The sequence below is a fragment of the Pseudomonas sp. HP_08 genome, from assembly GCF_055284095.1.
This window is the reverse complement of the sequence record NZ_JBTOQC010000034.1, coordinates 64,832-80,667: the sequence shown is the minus strand read 5'-3', so window position 1 is coordinate 80,667 and position 15,836 is coordinate 64,832. Positions and strand designations below refer to the sequence as shown.

Below are 15,836 nucleotides of genomic sequence, written 5' to 3'. Positions count from 1 at the left end.
CCGACAAACACGCGCCTACAAGAGGCAGCGCTTGTGCTTTACATCAATCAAACACGATGCCCTGAGCCAGTGGCAGCTCGCGGGAATAGTTGACGGTGTTGGTCTGGCGACGCATGTAGCCTTTCCAGGCATCGGAGCCGGATTCGCGACCGCCGCCGGTTTCTTTCTCGCCACCGAAGGCGCCGCCAATTTCTGCACCACTGGTGCCGATGTTGACGTTGGCAATGCCGCAGTCGCTGCCGGCCGAGCTCTGGAAGGCTTCAGCTTCACGCACATCAGTGGTGAAGATGCACGACGACAGGCCTTGCGGCACTTCGTTGTTCAGGCGCAGGGCTTCTTCGAAATCGTCATAGGCCAGCACATACAGGATCGGCGCGAAGGTTTCATGGCGCACCACAGCGCTCTGGCCTAGCATCTCGGCAATGGCCGGCGTCACGTAGTAACCGTTGGGGAATTTGTCGGCCAGTTGACGCTCGCCGCCAAACACCTGGCCGCCTTCGTCGCGGGCCTTGGTCAGTGCGTCCTGCATGGCGTTGAACGCTTGCTTGTCGATCAGCGGGCCGATCAGGTTGCCTTCACGCGGGTCACCGATGCGCACTTTGCCGTAAGCGGCTTTGACGCGGGCAACCACTTCGTCCTTGATCGAGCGGTGCACGATCAGGCGACGCAGGGTGGTGCAACGCTGGCCGGCGGTGCCGACGGCGCTGAACAGAATGCCGCGCACGGCCAGGTCCAGATCGGCGCTCGGGGCGAGGATCATGGCGTTGTTGCCGCCCAGTTCCAGAATGCTGCGGCCAAAGCGGGCAGCGATGCGTGGACCGACTTCGCGGCCCATGCGGGTGCTGCCGGTGGCGCTGACCAGCGGCACACGCGGGTCATCGACCAGCACTTCGCCGGCTTCGCGGTCGCCGATGATCAGTTGCGCCAGGCCTTCAGGCGCATCGCCGAAGATTTTCAGCGCCTTGTCGAACAGCGCCTGGGACGCCAGGGCGGTCAGCGGGGTCTTTTCCGACGGTTTCCACAGCACCGCGTTACCGGCCACCAGTGCCAGCGCGGTGTTCCAGGCCCAGACGGCGACCGGGAAGTTGAAGGCGCTGATGACGCCGACCACGCCCAGCGGGTGCCAGGTTTCACGCATGTGGTGGCCAGGACGCTCGGAGGCGATGGTCAAACCGTAGAGTTGGCGCGACAGGCCGACGGCGAAGTCGCAGATGTCGATCATTTCCTGCACTTCACCCAGGCCTTCCTGCGTGATCTTGCCGGCTTCGATCGAGACCAGCTCGCCCAGTTCGGCTTTGTGCTCACGCAGCACTTCACCGAGGATGCGCACCAGTTCGCCACGACGAGGGGCCGGCACGCTGCGCCATTTCAGAAAGGCTTCGTGAGCGCGTTGCACACGGGCCGCGACCTGTTCTGTGCTTTCCAGGGTGACGGAAGCGATCTGGCTGCCATCGATGGGAGTGAAGACGGCATGGTTGCCGCCCGTGTAGGCACTTTTATCCACGCCCAGACTTTCTAACAATTTGGCAACCACTTTGATTCTCCTGCTTTGACACTGGTTGAAAGCATTGATGTCGGTCAGTATTGATCCACACCCGTCATCGTCACAAACGACGATTTAGAAAAACATGATTCCGTTTTGGAATGTTCTACCTTAGCAGGAACTCCCCGATGTCCAAGCGTCTGATGCCCTCCACCACCGCCCTGCAATGCTTCGAGGCAGCGGCCCGGCATCTGAGCTTCACCCGCGCCGCGCAAGAGTTGCACCTGACCCAGAGCGCGGTCAGCAAACAGGTCGCCCAGCTTGAAGAAATGCTCTGCCACCCCTTGTTCCAGCGCATCCGCCGGCGCCTGCACCTGACGCCGGCCGGCGAGCTGTACATGGCCGAGGTCAACAAGATCCTGATTCAGGTCGACATGTCGAGCCGCTATATCCTGACCTACGGCGGCGAAACCGAAGTGCTTAAAATCGCCACCCAGCCGACCTTCGGCGACCGCTGGCTGGTGCCCAACCTCAAGGGTTTCAGCAGCCTTAATCCGGGCATTCACCTGGATATCCGCAGCGAGCTGGAACCGTTTGACCTGGTGCGCGCCAAAGCCGACGTCGCGTTCTTTTTCGGCCAGGGCACCTGGCCCGGTGCAACCTGCATCGAGCTGTTCAAGGAGCAAGTGGTGCCGGTCTGCGCCCCGGAAGTCATGGCCCGCCATGTGTTCGAGAACGCCGAGGCGCTGACCGGGCACATTCTTTTGCAATGCACCTCGCGCCCCGAGGCCTGGCATGAATGGTTTCTGGAGCAGAACCTGCATTCGCAGAACAGCTACCACGGCCCGCGCTTCGACACCTTTTATATGTGCATCCGCGCAGCGCAAGCCGGTTGCGGTATTGCGCTGGTGCCGCGCTATCTGGTCAACGAAGAGCTGGCCGAAGGCAAGCTGGTCATTCCCTGGAATCATCCTTTGCAAAGCGACGGTTCGCACTTTCTGGCGCACGCCGAACATTCGGCGCAAGTGCCGAAGGTCAAGGCATTCGTGGACTGGATCAGGCACAAGGTCAGTACGGGCCACATCCAGAATTAATGGAATGACACAGCGATTTTATTTCGTTTGCGGGGTTTGCCGGTTGTTCGCTTAGATAGATAAAACGTCTAACAGGCAGGAAGTTCATTCAATGAGCCGCGAGAACATCAGCCAGTCGATTTCGGCGGTACACCCGCTGACCCTGTCCCACGGCAAGAACGCCGAAGTCTGGGACACCGCCGGCAAGCGCTACATCGACTTCATGGGCGGCATCGGCGTGCTGAACCTGGGCCACTGCAACCCGGCAGTGGTCAAGGCCATTCAGGAGCAGGCCGGCAAACTGACTCACTACGCTTTCAATGCCGTGCCGCACGATCCCTACATTCAGTTCATGGACCGCCTCGAAGCGTTCGTGCCGGTCAGCTACCCGCTGAGCGGTATGCTCACCAACAGTGGCGCGGAAGCGGCGGAAAATGCGCTGAAGATCGTCCGTGGCGTGACCGGCCGCACCGGCGTGATCGCCTTTGACGGCGGTTTTCATGGCCGCACCCTGGCGACGCTGAACCTCAACGGCAAGGTCGCGCCGTATAAACAGCGCATCGGTGTGTTGCCCGGCCCGGTGTTCCATGTGCCGTACCCGAGCAAGGACACCGGCGTTACCACCGAGCAGACCCTGAAGGCCATCGACCGGCTGTTCAGCGTCGAGATCGATGTCAATGAAATCGGCTGCTTCATCATCGAACCGGTGCAGGGTGAAGGCGGCTTTCTGGCGCTGGAGCCGGAATTTGCCGTGGCCCTGCGCGCCCTGTGCGATGCGCATGGCATTTTGCTGATCGCCGATGAAATCCAGTCCGGCTTCGGCCGCACCGGCCAGCGCTTCGGTTTTTCTCGCCTGGGCATCGAACCGGACCTGATCCTGCTCGGCAAGAGCATCGCCGGCGGCATTCCGCTGGGCGCGGTGGTCGGGCGCAGGCCGCTGCTCGACAACCTGCCCAAGGGCGGTTTGGGCGGTACCTATTCGGGCAACCCGATTGCCTGTGCGGCAGGCCTGGCGTCGCTGGCGCAGATGACCGATGAGAACCTGGCCTTGTGGGGCCAGCGTCAGGAAAAGGCCATCGTCAATCGTTACCGCACCTGGCAGGAAACCCGGCTGTCGCCTTATCTGGGGCGCCTGACCGGTGTCGGCAGCATGCGCGGCATCGAGCTGGTGACGCCTGAAGGTGCGCCGGGCACGATGCAACTGGCGCAGTTGCTGAGTGCTGCGCGCGATGCCGGCCTGTTGTTGATGCCCAGCGGCAAGTCGCGGCACATCATCCGCCTGCTGCCGCCATTGACCACCGAGCCTGAGATTCTTGAACAGGGCCTGGACATCTTCGAACGATGCCTGGCGGCCTTGAACTGATAATAAATACCGTTGATTGACCGGAATTTGTGCGGAGAAACCACCCCGATGAGCACTGCAAAATTCGCCAGCCGCGACCAGATTCGCGCCAGCTTTTCCCGCGCCATGTCGCACATGTACCAACAGGAAGTGCCGCTGTACGGCACCCTGATGGAACTGGTGGCCGAAACCAATGACGGCGTGTTCAAGGCTCAGCCCAAGGTGCTCGACAGCCTGAAAAAAACCGGCGAGATCGAGCGCCTGGACATGGAGCGCCACGGCGCCATCCGCGTCGGTACGCCTGAAGAGCTGGCAACCTTGGCACGTTTGTTTGCGGTGATGGGCATGCAGCCGGTGGGTTATTACGACCTGACGCCGGCCGGCGTGCCGGTGCATTCCACCGCGTTTCGGGCGGTGCATGAAGACGCGCTGCAGGTCAGCCCGTTCCGGGTGTTTACCTCGCTGCTGCGTCTGGAGCTGATCGACAACGTCGAGCTGCGCGCTTTTGCCGCCGAAGTGCTGGCCAAGCGTTCGATCTTCACTCCACGCGCGCTGGAGCTGATCGCCCAGGATGAACGCGAGGGTGGCCTGAGCGAAGCCGAGGCCGCCGAGTTCGTCGAGCAGGCGCTGGAAACCTTCCGCTGGCACAACACCTCGACCGTGTCGCTGGGCGAGTACCAGCAATTGCTGGCCCAGCATCGCCTGATCGCTGACGTGGTGGCGTTCCGTGGTCCGCACATCAACCACCTGACCCCGCGCACGCTGGATATCGACACGGTGCAAAGCGGCATGCCGCTCAAGGGCATCACGCCCAAGGCGGTGGTTGAAGGTCCGCCGCGCCGCGAGCATCCGATTCTGCTGCGCCAGACCAGTTTCAAGGCGCTGGAAGAGCCGATCACCTTTGTCGGCCAGGGCACCCATGAGTCGGGCAGCCACTCGGCGCGCTTCGGTGAGATCGAACAGCGCGGTGCGGCGCTGACGCCCAAGGGCCGTGCACTTTACGACCAACTGCTGAATACCGCGCGCGATGAGCTGGGTGAGTTTCCCAACGAAGCCAATGCGCTGCGTTATGCCGAGCTGCTGGAGAAGACCTTCAAGGATTTCCCCGATGACCTGGACGCGATGCGCAAGCAGGGCCTGGCCTACTTCCGCTTCTTCCCGACCGAAAAAGGCATCGCGGCGCGCAGCAACGATTTGCCGCTCAAGGATCTGGAGCAACTGATCGATGCCGGGCATATCGATTTCGAGCCGCTGGTGTATGAGGACTTTCTGCCGGTCAGCGCGGCGGGGATCTTTCAGTCCAACCTCGGTGACGACTCGCAATCGCACTACGCGGCCAGCTCCAACCAGCAGCAATTCCAGATCGATCTGGGCCGCGAGACGATCAACGAGTTGAAGCTGTACGCCGACACCCAGCGCCGCTCGCTACTGGACTGCTCGACACAACTGCGTGTGCCGCCGTTGGTGTAAGGCCGTCAATTGCCCTGCCCGGCTTCATTCACCAGCCAGTCGTGCACCGCGCGACGGGCTGGGGTATTGAGGGCGCCTTCGCGGTAGACCAGCACGTACTTCTTGCGCGCCTTGATCGGCTGGCCAAACGGTACGATCAGCGAGCCTTGCACCAGCTCATCGGTGATCAGGGTCTTGCGCGCAATCGCCACCCCCATGCCCATGCGCGCAGCTTCGATGGTCAGGTGGTTGCGGTTGAACGTGTGCCCGCGCCGCACGTCGACACCCGCCGCGCCAATGGCGGTCAGGTAAAACTCCCACTCGGCATATTCATAGCTGCCACGCCAGGCGGTGATGTCGTGCAGCAACGGGTAATGCACCAGTTGCCCAGGCCCGTCCAGCGGCGGACGGCCCTCAAGCAGCGCCGGCGAGCAGACCGGAAACAGCTCTTCTTCCAGCAGCGGCGTGGTCAGCAAGCCGGGATAACTGCCGTCATTGAGGTCGATGGCCAGGTCGAAATCGTCGTCGCGCAACGAGCCGCTGCTGTCCTCGGCAATGATCCGCAACTGGATATCGGGAAACGCCTGCTGCAACCGCGGCAAGCGCGGCATCAGCCATTTATGCAAAAACGACGGAATCGAGCGCAGCTTGAACACCCCGCCGATCCGTCCGGAATACAACAGCCGCAACTCATCGCTGATGCGGCTCTGCACCTCGTTGGCCACCAGCGCCAGACGCTGGCCTTCGGCAGTCAGCTCAAGGCCGCGCCCGACCCGGTGAAACAGCGCAAAGCCCAGGCGCTCTTCGAGCTGGCGCATCTGCTGGCTGATCGCACCCGGCGTGACGTGCAGTTCCTCGGCGCAACGGGTAAACGACAGGTGCCGCGCCGCGCAGGCAAACACCTGTAGCCATGCGTGCATCTGGGCATTGAAGATTCGGCTCATTGAACAGTTCTGCTAATACGTTGCATAGGAACAATCGTTTGTCGTTTCACGGTGCTCACTCAAAGATAAGCCCCATTACACATGAGGTCATTAAGGGTGCCTCTAAAAACGCAGCGATGACAGCGCAGGCAGTTTTTAGAGGTGCCCTTGAGACTCAGGCTACTTATCCCAAGGGTGCACCAGATGGCTATCAGCGTCTTCGACATGTTCAAAATCGGCATCGGGCCTTCCAGCTCGCACACGGTGGGTCCGATGCGAGCCGGGGCGCTGTTTGTCACCGACCTGCGCGAGCAACAACTGCTCGACAGCGTAGAACGGATGGAGGTGCGCTTGTACGGTTCTCTGTCTGCCACCGGTATCGGCCATGCCACCGACCGCGCCACGGTCATGGGCCTGATGGGTGAATGGCCCGACCAGGTCGACCCCAGCGCAGTCAATGAGCGCATTGAAGCGTTGCTGCGTGACAATCGGCTGCTGCTGGCCGGCGAACGCGACATCGAGTTCATCTGGCAACGCGACATGCGCCTGCTCGACGAAAGCCTGCCCTTTCACCCCAACGGCATGACCTTGTGCGCCTACGGCCAGACCGGCGAGGTGTACGAACAGACCTACTATTCGATTGGCGGCGGTTTTGTCATCGACGCCCGGCAAGCGGCCAGCGGCACACTCGATGGCGACACCACCGTGTTGCCCTATGACTTTTCCAGCGCCAAAGAGCTGCTTGCGCTGTGCAAGACCCACAACATGAGCATTTCGTCGCTGATGCTGGAGAACGAAAAGGTCTGGCGCAGCGAAACCGAGATTCGCAGCAAGCTGCTCGATATCTGGGCCGCGATGCAGGCTTGCGTGAATAAAGGCCTGATCGAACAAGGCATCCTGCCGGGCGGGCTGAATGTGCGGCGCCGCGCCTATCGCCTGCACCAGAACCTGTTGAACCTCGACAACCCGAACGTGATCGGCTCGACCATGAGCGCCATGGAATGGGTCAACCTGTTCGCTCTGGCGGTCAACGAAGAAAACGCCGCCGGCGGGCGCATGGTCACGGCGCCCACCAACGGCGCAGCGGGCATCGTGCCCGCGGTGCTGCATTACTTCATGAAATTCAACCCGGCGGCCAACGAAGACGATGTGGTGCGGTTTTTCCTCAGCGCGGCAGCGGTCGGCATCCTGTGCAAGAAAAATGCATCGATCTCCGGTGCCGAGGTCGGCTGTCAGGGTGAAGTCGGCTCGGCCTGCGCCATGGCGGCGGCAGGCATCGCAGAAATTCTGGGTGCTACGCCGCAGCAGGTCGAGAACGCCGCTGAGATCGGCCTGGAGCACAACCTGGGCCTGACCTGCGACCCGGTCGGCGGCCTGGTGCAAGTGCCGTGCATCGAGCGCAATGCCATCGCCGCGGTCAAGGCCATCAATGCCGCGCAGATGGCACTGCGCGGCGATGGCGAGCACTTCATTTCGCTGGATCAGGCGATCCGCACCATGCGCGACACCGGTGCCGACATGCATGACAAATACAAGGAAACCTCGCGCGGCGGCCTGGCGGTGAGCCTGGTGGAGTGCTGAGCCACAGGCTCACTACCGTGTGGCCTCTTGTTACCCGGCACGCGCCTCATCATCGGCAATCGTGGCCTGCTCACCGCTTTGCACAGCCAGTAGCGTCAGCTTCTCGTCGGCAGACTTTTCTTCCTTGAGGGTCTGCCCGAGCAGTTTGGCCGCATCCTTGATGCCCAGCTGGCCAGCCATGGCGATCAACGTCCCGTAGCTGGCGATTTCATAGTGCTCGATCTTCTGGCACGCGCCAATCAGCCCGGCATCCAGCACATGCCCGGGCTCGATCTCTTCGAGCAACTCCTTGCTCTCTTCTATCAAGCCCTCCATGGCCAGGCATTTGATGCGCTTGAGCTTGAAGTTCGACGCCTCGACCAGTTGATCGATACGTTCGATCTGGCCATGGGTTTCTTCCAGGTGCGCTTTGAAAGCCTCCTGCAGTTTGGGATTGGTGGCGGCACGGGCCAGTTTCGGCAAGACCTTGGTCATCTGTTTTTCCGCGCTGTAGACATCGGAAAGTTCATGGATAAACAGGTCGTCGAGGGTCTTTCTGCTTGCTGTTTTGCTCATCGCGGATTTCATCCAGTAAGGTTGACTGCGTGAGATTTACGGCAAGGGAAGCGATGGGCGCTTCCCCCGTGGAGTCGACCGGGGGCGAGCAGAGGCTGTTCAGGGCAGGCGACGAACAGTCATGTTCATTTTGCTGCGACACAGGCGTGCGGCAAGAGGCAGCACGCAGCCGAAGGTCCTGTTACGTTTTTTTAGCCAGCTTGACGCTGTAGCGCAGCTTGTTGGCGCTGTCGAACAGTTGAACCATGACGCCGTCATCGTCAGACCGGGCTTTCAGCGATCCGGCCGCCAACGCCGTGCAACGCCCGGCAGCGGCGCCCCTGAAGACATAGCTTGCGGCATTGGCGGCATCCGCGCCGACGAACACCAGCGAAAGACCACACACCCAGGGTTCGTTGAAACGAATCCGGCCCGCAAGGTCACCTTCCTGAACCGATGAATTGATACTCAGGGCCACGGCAAGCGGTTGGCCATTGTCGTTCAACACACCTTGATAACTGTCATCGGCCCAGGCCAATGACAGTGTCGCCAGCGAGATGGCCCCGACCAGCGTGGCAGCGATGCGCCTCATGATGATTCTTGCTCCTGCACGATTCTTTGGTTGCGTCATGTCCACACCAGACAGACGGCCACAACGATATCAGAGAGCCATAAAGCATGAGCCACTTTCGTTTAGGCACAGACGTACGCTGCCCGCAAGGCATGCAGGAAGGCTTGTGAGGCGAAGGTTTTCAAACGAAGGTGGCGTCAACGCAGGGCTGACCGATACAAGCGAGAATGTGTCCCCTGCAGGAATCGAACCTGCATCTAGCCCTTAGGAGGGGCTCGTTCTATCCGTTGAACTAAGAGGACTCAACATCAACTGAAGTGGCCTGACAGCTTGCCGTCAGGTGCTGGGCATTTTACGCAAAAACAAGGATTTAGCAAAAACTTCGTGCCGTTTGCTGTGCACCGGCCGCGATGCCCCGCCTGGCGAATGAATAGCTGTCTGTCAGGCCTGTAAGGCGATACCGACATAACTTTGAGGATTTGGTTCGCAGCCTTTGTCGTGCATTTTGCAACCTCTCAAATGGCCATCATTGCAAAACGCAACGGAAGGCGTTTGAAATTATAATTCAAGTCGTTGATTTATAAGGGTTTTTTTACGATAAAAGTTTGGCATGCACGCTGCATTATTACCTTCCACGAGTAGACTCTTTTCCACCCTCGGGCGTAGGTAAACAAAAATGAACATGATCCTCACCGCGTTGAATGCAGCAGCTCTGGTGGCACTGGTGACCTTTCATTTTCAAGGCACTGCCAGCCAGGACGCCCAGGTGAGCACTCATGCTTATACACAGAACACCCTGCGCCAGACGCCGCAGTTGGCGATCATGGCTGACAAAGGTACCAACCCGGCTATGCTGACCAATGACGCGCAACAGATGCCCCAGGCAACAGGCAGTGCGGCACAGCGCTGGGTGTTCTGATCGCGTCTTGCAGAATCCATCTGCCTGAGAACCTCATGAGAGAGCCGCCATGTCGAAATCCGCACTGTCGTTCCTGATCCTGACCTTGATGGCCATCGCCGTTGACCTGTTACTACCCGAGCAGGCATCCAGCCTGAACACCTTGGCAAAAGTCACCGCCGGTATCTTTGCCAGCCTGTTCTTTGGTGCGCTGATCATCGGTCGCCGCTTCAAGTTCGACCCGGTGTTGCGCTAAAGCTTCAGAGCATCGAACCCTGCCCTGCGTTCCCTGAACCTCTTCACGCTGATGGTTGTACTGGTCTGATTCTGTGACCGGGCATCAGCATCGCTTTCTGTTCTTCCCCCGCCTATCCCCTCCGCTACAACACCGTTTGCCCTGCGCAGTGCGTTGGTCGGACCGCATTCGTATTCGCCTTCAGAACCATCTACGCTCTGAATACAGATAGCCATGATGGCAAAAAGCATTCAGATGTTCGTGGGCATCGACAGGAAGGCGACAGCTTCGAGCTTTGCAAAATCGTTCGCAATTCTGATAATCGGTGCTGGCCAAACGCCTTTATCTGAGTCAATATTTGTCACAGATTTGACGCCAAGTAATCGACGCAATGGGGCATGATGCTGACCCCTTGATAGCGCGGTTGAACATTTGGTCAAAAGGACTGTCATACACGGACAAGCTTGCGGCCATTTGCCAGAACCGCTCCCTCTGAACTAACCGGTTAAATATATGAGCCCTATGAAACAGGCTACTTATTCCAGCCGCACGGCTGACAAGTTCGTCGTCCGCCTACCCGATGGCATGCGTAATCGCGTGCAAGAGGTGGCCAAGAATCATCACCGCAGCATGAACTCGGAAATCATTGCTCGCCTCGAGCAGAGTCTGATTCAGGAAGGTGCCTTTGGCGACGAGCCAAGCCTGCGCCTTGATAGCCCTGAGCTGACCCTGAACGAACGCGAACTGCTGCAACGCTTCCGCCAGCTTTCCCACCGCCAACAGACTGCACTGGTATCGTTGATTGCACACGACACCGAACTTGCGAACGAAGAGTCGTAAGTAGTGCGCAGGATGTTCAAGCCAGCTTAACGCTGGCTTTTTTAACGGCTGTAAAACGCTCTGTTAGTTGTAGGACGTTTCTTTAAGCCACAAAAAAACCGCCCCATACGGCGGTTTTTTTGTACTTGCGATTTAGAGCAACTAAAGCAGAAAGACGGTTGCCAGGCCCAGGAAGATAAAGAACCCGCCACTGTCGGTCATGGCCGTGATCATCACACTGGCGCCCATCGCCGGATCCCGACCACAGCGCACCAGCGTCATGGGAATGGTCACCCCCATAAAGGCCGCCAATAGCAGGTTGAGCGTCATGGCAGCGGTCATCACCACGCCCAACGACCAGCTGTCATACAGCAGATAAGCCACGATACCGATCACACCGCCCCACACCAGGCCGTTGACCAGCGCCACTGCCAGCTCTTTACGCAGCAGGCGCGCGGTATTGCCGGTACTGACCTGATCGAGTGCCATGGCACGCACGATCATGGTGATGGTCTGGTTACCGGAGTTGCCGCCGATACCAGCCACGATCGGCATCAGTGCCGCCAGCGCCACCAGCTTCTCGATGGAGCCTTCGAACAGGCCGATCACCCGCGAAGCCAGGAATGCCGTGATCAGATTGACGGCCAGCCACGACCAGCGGTTACGCAATGAACGCCAGACCGAGGCGAAGATGTCTTCGTCTTCACGAAGACCGGCCATGCTGCGCACTTCGCTTTCGCTCTCTTCACGAATCAGGTCGACCATTTCGTCGATGGTAAGACGGCCGATCAGCTTGCCGTTCTTGTCGACCACCGGCGAGGAGATCAGGTCATAACGCTCGAACGCCTGAGCCGCCTCGTAGGCATCGCCTTCAGGGTGAAAGCTGACCGGGTCATTGGCCATGACGTCGGCAACCTGCTTATCCGGGTCATTGACCAACAGGCGTTTGATCGGCAGCACACCCTTGAGCACGCCTTCGCTATCGACCACGAACAGCTTGTCGGTATGGCTTGGCAACTCCTTGAGGCGGCGCAGGTAGCGCAATACCACTTCCAGGCTGACATCCTCGCGGATGGTGACCATCTGGAAGTCCATCAACGCACCGACCTGCTCCTCGTCGTAGGACAGCGCCGAACGCACCCGCTCGCGTTGCTGAGCATCAAGCGTTTCCATCAACTCATGGACAACGTCGCGTGGCAGCTCTGCGGCCAGGTCCGCCAGTTCGTCGGCGTCCATGTCGCGGGCAGCCGCCAGCAACTCGTGATCGTCCATGTCGGCGATCAGGGTTTCGCGAACCGCATCGGATACTTCAAGCAGAATGTCGCCGTCGCGCTCGGCCTTGACCAGTTGCCAGACCGTCAGACGGTCTTCAAGCGGCAAGGCTTCAAGGATGTAGGCAACGTCGGCAGAGTGCAGGTCATCGAGCTTGCGTTGCAGCTCGACCAGATTCTGCCGATGCACCAGGTTCTCGACACGATCCTGATGCTGGCTTTCCTGACGATGGGTCAGGTCTTCGACAAGACGCTGGCGATGCAGAAGGTCGATGACTTGCGCCAGACGGTCCTGCAGGCTTGCCTGCGTTTTTTTTACTTCTCTTTCGGTCATAGGCGAACTCCACTCCCAGCAGCGGAGCACGCCGGGAGATCAATCAGGTGAAACTTGATTGTTAAAATCTGATGTCAAGTAACTACTGGGTAAGTCCATGGAGGTATTCCATAAGCCCCGGCGGGGCTGACGGGCGCAATCATACACCGCTTTGACCGGTAAGCATGTGAGAAAATTCGGGCAAGAACAGATGCTTGCGACACAAACCTAACAATCGTGCGAGTCAGTATTGCTACGACGTCACATCCGGCGAAGAAAACACGCTCGCCGGTAGAAATCAGCCGTACTAGGCTGTGGCGCATCAGTCATGGAGGACTCATCGATGCACACTCGGACCACCCGTACCCTGAGCACCAATGCCTTGATCGGCGCCCTGCTCTGCTTACCGCTCGCAGGACAGGCCAGCACCGTGCAACGCTGCGAAAACGCCAGCGGCGCCATCACCTTCACCTCACTGGGCTGCACGACCGGACAGCTCAGCCAGCCAGTGAACGCCTATAACGCACCGCCCGGCAGCGTGGCACCGACATCATCGCCAGATGACTATCCGCGCGCACGTGCGCCCGCCAGGGAGGTGGTAGTGGTCGGGCAGCGCGATGATGGCTGCGGCAATCGCCTGAGCGCCGAGCAGCGACGCATGGCGATCATCAATCAGCGCACACCATCAGGCATGACCCAGCGCGATGTAGAGAGCCTGCTGGGACGACCGACCAAAGTCACCCAGCGCAACGGCGAAATGCGCTATCACTACGCAACGAAGAACGGGCGCAGCAACCAGGTCACCTTCGACGAGGATGGCTGCGTGAAGGGAAAGCGCTGACGCCACAACGCAAAAGGCCCGTATCTTTCGATACGGGCCTTTTGATATTTGGTGCACTCGACAGGATTCGAACCTGTGACCGCTCGGTTCGTAGCCGAGTACTCTATCCAGCTGAGCTACGAGTGCATTTGTTGGTTCGCATTATAGGTCGTTAAATTATTCTGTAAAGTGATTTTTTAAAATAAATTCAATGACTTACAACACAAGGGAAGACGCCGGAACAGCACGGAAAAACCACCCTGCCCACAACACGATTCCCGTAAAAGCAGAAAGCCCATATCTTTCGATATGGGCTTTCTGGTGTTTGGTGCACTCGACAGGATTCGAACCTGTGACCGCTCGGTTCGTAGCCGAGTACTCTATCCAGCTGAGCTACGAGTGCAAGTATGTTTTTAGACCAGACCATCTCTGGTTGAAGCAAGTTATCTGTCGGAGGTTAGAACCGTGAGGCCCTGTATCTTTCAAACAACCTTTAAATGGTGCACTCGACAGGATTCGAACCTGTGACCGCTCGGTTCGTAGCCGAGTACTCTATCCAGCTGAGCTACGAGTGCATATTCAGTGTTGCGCATTTTAGGTCGTCGAATCATTTTGTAAAGCGCTTTTTCTATCGATCCCGAGTAGAAGATTTCAAGTAAAGCCAGACTCGACGCACTACACAAATAATGGCGGAGAACGGGGGATTCGAACCCCCGACACCCTTTTGAGGTGTACTCCCTTAGCAGGGGAGCGCCTTCGGCCACTCGGCCAGCTCTCCGCAACACGGGGCGTATATTAACCACGCTTATCCCGCTTTGCAAACAAAATCTTCAAATAAATTAATGGCTTGGTTCCTGGTCCTTCTCTTTCTTGATTCGCAGGTAGATTTCCTCGCGGTGAACCGCGACTTCCTTGGGCGCATTGACACCAATGCGCACCTGATTTCCTTTGACGCCGAGCACAGTCACCGTGATCTCACCATCACCAATGATCAGGCTTTCTGCGCAACGACGAGTCAGAATCAGCATACTTTTCTCCTCACGCAATACATTCAGGAACAACAAGTCTGCACAACCACCAGGCAACAGCCGGCGACAAGAAAGCCACGAGCCAAGCCTGAGTATTGACCAACGCACCGAAAAGAAAAGTCTTTGTGCGCCGTTCAGAAAGCACAAGGCGCGGTCATGCCGCGCCTTGTACTACTTACAGGTCACTCGCCCTGGCGGGGAGCATCCAGCTCGAAAGCGGTGTGCAAGGCGCGCACAGCCAGTTCCAGGTACTTCTCTTCAATGACCACAGACACTTTGATCTCGGAGGTGGAGATCATCTGGATATTGATGCTCTCCTTGGCCAGCGCTTCGAACATGCGGCTGGCTACACCGGCGTGCGAGCGCATGCCGACGCCGACGATCGACACCTTTGCAATCTTGGTGTCGCCGGAGACTTCACGGGCGCTGATTTCACGCGCTGTGTTTTCCAGGATCTGCAAGGCCGCCTGATAGTCGTTGCGGTGCACGGTGAAGGTGAAGTCCGTGGTGTTATCGTGCGAAACATTTTGCACGATCATGTCGACCTCGACATTCGCGGCACTGACGGGCCCAAGAATCTTGAAGGCCACGCCCGGGGTGTCTGGCACGCCACGGATCGTCAGCTTGGCTTCATCGCGGTTGAAAGCGATGCCGGATATGATCGGCTGTTCCATGGATTCCTCTTCATCAATGGTAATGAGGGTGCCCGGACCCTCCTTGAAGCTGTGCAGAACGCGCAGCGGGACATTGTATTTACCGGCGAACTCGACCGAACGGATCTGCAACACCTTGGAGCCGAGGCTGGCCATTTCCAGCATCTCTTCGAAGGTGATCTTCTCCAGCCGGCGAGCCTGCGCCACAACCCGCGGGTCGGTGGTGTAGACGCCATCGACGTCGGTGTAGATCTGGCACTCGTCAGCCTTCAGCGCCGCCGCCAGGGCCACGCCGGTGGTGTCCGAGCCGCCACGCCCCAGCGTCGTGATGTTGCCGCTTTCGTCGACGCCCTGGAAACCTGCCACCACCACCACGCGACCAGCCTTGAGGTCGGCGCGGATCTTCTGGTCGTCGATGTCGAGGATGCGCGCCTTGGTGTGCGCGCTGTCAGTCAGAATGCGCACCTGATTGCCAGTGTAGGACACCGCCGGCACACCGCGCTTGATCAAGGCCATGGCCAGCAGGCCGATGGTCACTTGCTCGCCGGTCGACACAATCACGTCCAGCTCACGCGGAACCGGCTGATCGGTAATCTGCCGGGCCAGCTCGATCAGCCGGTTGGTTTCGCCGCTCATTGCCGACAGCACGACCACGAGGTCGTCACCGGCCTCGCGGAATTTCTTGATTTTCTCGGCTACCTGTTCGATTCGCTCGACAGTGCCGACGGAGGTGCCGCCAAATTTCTGTACGATCAAAGCCATGTCAAAGCCGCCTCAGAGCCCTTTAAAGGGCACCCGTTAACATTCAGATCAGGCCCGGCCTGCCGGTGGTCCGGCAGGCCG

General features: G+C 59.0%; 15 protein-coding genes and 5 tRNA genes. 8 read left to right on the top strand and 12 right to left on the bottom strand.

Annotation, left to right across the window (positions count from 1 at the left end):
* Window positions 1-43: 43 nt before the first annotated feature.
* Window positions 44-1,534 carry an L-piperidine-6-carboxylate dehydrogenase gene (gene amaB, locus ACYAS9_RS22350; RefSeq protein WP_463570484.1) on the bottom strand — a complete coding sequence of 497 codons (1,491 nt, stop codon included), beginning with the start codon at window positions 1,532-1,534 and terminating at the stop codon, window positions 44-46.
* 137 nt (window positions 1,535-1,671) lie between these two features.
* Between amaB and ACYAS9_RS22345 the strand changes: the two genes are divergently transcribed.
* The 3 genes from ACYAS9_RS22345 (at window position 1,672) to hglS (ending at window position 5,368) form a co-directional block, all read left to right on the top strand.
* On the top strand, window positions 1,672-2,577 hold the full coding sequence (locus ACYAS9_RS22345) for a LysR family transcriptional regulator (RefSeq protein ID WP_463570483.1): 906 nt from the start codon (window positions 1,672-1,674) through the stop codon (window positions 2,575-2,577).
* A 91-nt stretch (window positions 2,578-2,668) separates the two neighbouring features.
* Window positions 2,669-3,919 carry a 2-aminoadipate transaminase gene (locus ACYAS9_RS22340; RefSeq protein WP_463570482.1) on the top strand — a complete coding sequence of 417 codons (1,251 nt, stop codon included), beginning with the start codon at window positions 2,669-2,671 and terminating at the stop codon, window positions 3,917-3,919.
* Window positions 3,920-3,967: 48 nt separating this feature from the next.
* On the top strand, window positions 3,968-5,368 hold the full coding sequence (gene hglS / locus ACYAS9_RS22335; protein ID WP_463570481.1) for a 2-oxoadipate dioxygenase/decarboxylase HglS: 1,401 nt from the start codon (window positions 3,968-3,970) through the stop codon (window positions 5,366-5,368).
* 5 nt (window positions 5,369-5,373) lie between these two features.
* Here the strand turns inward: hglS and ACYAS9_RS22330 are convergent, their stop codons facing one another.
* The gene (locus ACYAS9_RS22330) at window positions 5,374-6,291 is read right to left on the bottom strand and encodes a LysR substrate-binding domain-containing protein (RefSeq protein WP_463570480.1); all 918 of its coding nucleotides are present in this window, start codon (window positions 6,289-6,291) and stop codon (window positions 5,374-5,376) included.
* A 183-nt stretch (window positions 6,292-6,474) separates the two neighbouring features.
* On the opposite strand from ACYAS9_RS22330, the gene ACYAS9_RS22325 reads away from it, so the two are divergent.
* Complete coding sequence (locus ACYAS9_RS22325) at window positions 6,475-7,851, top strand: L-serine ammonia-lyase (protein WP_463570479.1); 1,377 nt, start codon at window positions 6,475-6,477, stop codon at window positions 7,849-7,851.
* 30 nt (window positions 7,852-7,881) lie between these two features.
* On the opposite strand, the gene ACYAS9_RS22320 is transcribed toward ACYAS9_RS22325, so the two are convergent.
* The 3 genes from ACYAS9_RS22320 to ACYAS9_RS22310 form a co-directional block, all read right to left on the bottom strand.
* Complete coding sequence (locus ACYAS9_RS22320; RefSeq protein WP_463570478.1) at window positions 7,882-8,406, bottom strand: YciE/YciF ferroxidase family protein; 525 nt, start codon at window positions 8,404-8,406, stop codon at window positions 7,882-7,884.
* A 181-nt stretch (window positions 8,407-8,587) separates the two neighbouring features.
* Window positions 8,588-8,977 (bottom strand): hypothetical protein, encoded by a 390-nt coding sequence (locus ACYAS9_RS22315; RefSeq protein WP_463570477.1) that lies wholly within the window; start codon window positions 8,975-8,977, stop codon window positions 8,588-8,590.
* A gap of 209 nt (window positions 8,978-9,186) precedes the next feature.
* Window positions 9,187-9,258, bottom strand: a tRNA-Arg gene (locus tag ACYAS9_RS22310).
* A gap of 374 nt (window positions 9,259-9,632) precedes the next feature.
* Here ACYAS9_RS22310 and ACYAS9_RS22305 point away from each other — a divergent pair.
* The 3 genes from ACYAS9_RS22305 (at window position 9,633) to ACYAS9_RS22295 (ending at window position 10,929) form a co-directional block, all read left to right on the top strand.
* Window positions 9,633-9,875, top strand: a complete 243-nt coding sequence (locus ACYAS9_RS22305) for a hypothetical protein (RefSeq protein ID WP_463570476.1) — start codon at window positions 9,633-9,635, stop codon at window positions 9,873-9,875.
* A 49-nt stretch (window positions 9,876-9,924) separates the two neighbouring features.
* Window positions 9,925-10,110 carry a PA3371 family protein gene (locus ACYAS9_RS22300; protein ID WP_463570475.1) on the top strand — a complete coding sequence of 62 codons (186 nt, stop codon included), beginning with the start codon at window positions 9,925-9,927 and terminating at the stop codon, window positions 10,108-10,110.
* A gap of 492 nt (window positions 10,111-10,602) precedes the next feature.
* The gene (locus ACYAS9_RS22295) at window positions 10,603-10,929 is read left to right on the top strand and encodes an Arc family DNA-binding protein (protein WP_459749042.1); all 327 of its coding nucleotides are present in this window, start codon (window positions 10,603-10,605) and stop codon (window positions 10,927-10,929) included.
* Window positions 10,930-11,070: 141 nt separating this feature from the next.
* Here the strand turns inward: ACYAS9_RS22295 and mgtE are convergent, their stop codons facing one another.
* Window positions 11,071-12,513 carry a magnesium transporter gene (mgtE, locus tag ACYAS9_RS22290; protein ID WP_463570474.1) on the bottom strand — a complete coding sequence of 481 codons (1,443 nt, stop codon included), beginning with the start codon at window positions 12,511-12,513 and terminating at the stop codon, window positions 11,071-11,073.
* A gap of 322 nt (window positions 12,514-12,835) precedes the next feature.
* Here mgtE and ACYAS9_RS22285 point away from each other — a divergent pair, with 322 nt between their 5' ends.
* The gene (locus ACYAS9_RS22285; protein WP_463570473.1) at window positions 12,836-13,333 is read left to right on the top strand and encodes a cell envelope protein SmpA; all 498 of its coding nucleotides are present in this window, start codon (window positions 12,836-12,838) and stop codon (window positions 13,331-13,333) included.
* Window positions 13,334-13,382: 49 nt separating this feature from the next.
* Here the strand turns inward: ACYAS9_RS22285 and ACYAS9_RS22280 are convergent.
* The 6 genes from ACYAS9_RS22280 to ACYAS9_RS22255 form a co-directional block, all read right to left on the bottom strand.
* Window positions 13,383-13,459, bottom strand: a tRNA-Arg gene (locus tag ACYAS9_RS22280).
* A gap of 179 nt (window positions 13,460-13,638) precedes the next feature.
* A tRNA-Arg gene (locus ACYAS9_RS22275) sits at window positions 13,639-13,715 on the bottom strand.
* 95 nt (window positions 13,716-13,810) lie between these two features.
* Window positions 13,811-13,887 (bottom strand) — tRNA-Arg (locus ACYAS9_RS22270).
* A gap of 112 nt (window positions 13,888-13,999) precedes the next feature.
* Window positions 14,000-14,090 (bottom strand) — tRNA-Ser (locus ACYAS9_RS22265).
* A 61-nt stretch (window positions 14,091-14,151) separates the two neighbouring features.
* Window positions 14,152-14,340 carry a carbon storage regulator CsrA gene (gene csrA / locus ACYAS9_RS22260; protein WP_020290522.1) on the bottom strand — a complete coding sequence of 63 codons (189 nt, stop codon included), beginning with the start codon at window positions 14,338-14,340 and terminating at the stop codon, window positions 14,152-14,154.
* Window positions 14,341-14,522: 182 nt separating this feature from the next.
* Complete coding sequence (locus ACYAS9_RS22255; protein ID WP_463570472.1) at window positions 14,523-15,755, bottom strand: aspartate kinase; 1,233 nt, start codon at window positions 15,753-15,755, stop codon at window positions 14,523-14,525.
* Between the last annotated feature and the right edge of the window lie 81 nt (window positions 15,756-15,836).

Coding starts and splice junctions, on each gene's coding strand:
- ACYAS9_RS22345 (WP_463570483.1), top strand. CDS start 1,672: ATGTCCAAGCGTCTGATGCCCTCCACCACCGCCCTGCAATGCTTCGAG.
- ACYAS9_RS22340 (WP_463570482.1), top strand. CDS start 2,669: ATGAGCCGCGAGAACATCAGCCAGTCGATTTCGGCGGTACACCCGCTG.
- hglS (WP_463570481.1), top strand. CDS start 3,968: ATGAGCACTGCAAAATTCGCCAGCCGCGACCAGATTCGCGCCAGCTTT.
- ACYAS9_RS22330 (WP_463570480.1), bottom strand. CDS start 6,291: ATGAGCCGAATCTTCAATGCCCAGATGCACGCATGGCTACAGGTGTTT.
- ACYAS9_RS22325 (WP_463570479.1), top strand. CDS start 6,475: ATGGCTATCAGCGTCTTCGACATGTTCAAAATCGGCATCGGGCCTTCC.
- ACYAS9_RS22320 (WP_463570478.1), bottom strand. CDS start 8,406: ATGAGCAAAACAGCAAGCAGAAAGACCCTCGACGACCTGTTTATCCAT.
- ACYAS9_RS22315 (WP_463570477.1), bottom strand. CDS start 8,977: ATGAGGCGCATCGCTGCCACGCTGGTCGGGGCCATCTCGCTGGCGACA.
- ACYAS9_RS22305 (WP_463570476.1), top strand. CDS start 9,633: ATGAACATGATCCTCACCGCGTTGAATGCAGCAGCTCTGGTGGCACTG.
- ACYAS9_RS22300 (WP_463570475.1), top strand. CDS start 9,925: ATGTCGAAATCCGCACTGTCGTTCCTGATCCTGACCTTGATGGCCATC.
- ACYAS9_RS22295 (WP_459749042.1), top strand. CDS start 10,603: ATGAGCCCTATGAAACAGGCTACTTATTCCAGCCGCACGGCTGACAAG.
- mgtE (WP_463570474.1), bottom strand. CDS start 12,513: ATGACCGAAAGAGAAGTAAAAAAAACGCAGGCAAGCCTGCAGGACCGT.
- ACYAS9_RS22285 (WP_463570473.1), top strand. CDS start 12,836: ATGCACACTCGGACCACCCGTACCCTGAGCACCAATGCCTTGATCGGC.
- csrA (WP_020290522.1), bottom strand. CDS start 14,340: ATGCTGATTCTGACTCGTCGTTGCGCAGAAAGCCTGATCATTGGTGAT.
- ACYAS9_RS22255 (WP_463570472.1), bottom strand. CDS start 15,755: ATGGCTTTGATCGTACAGAAATTTGGCGGCACCTCCGTCGGCACTGTC.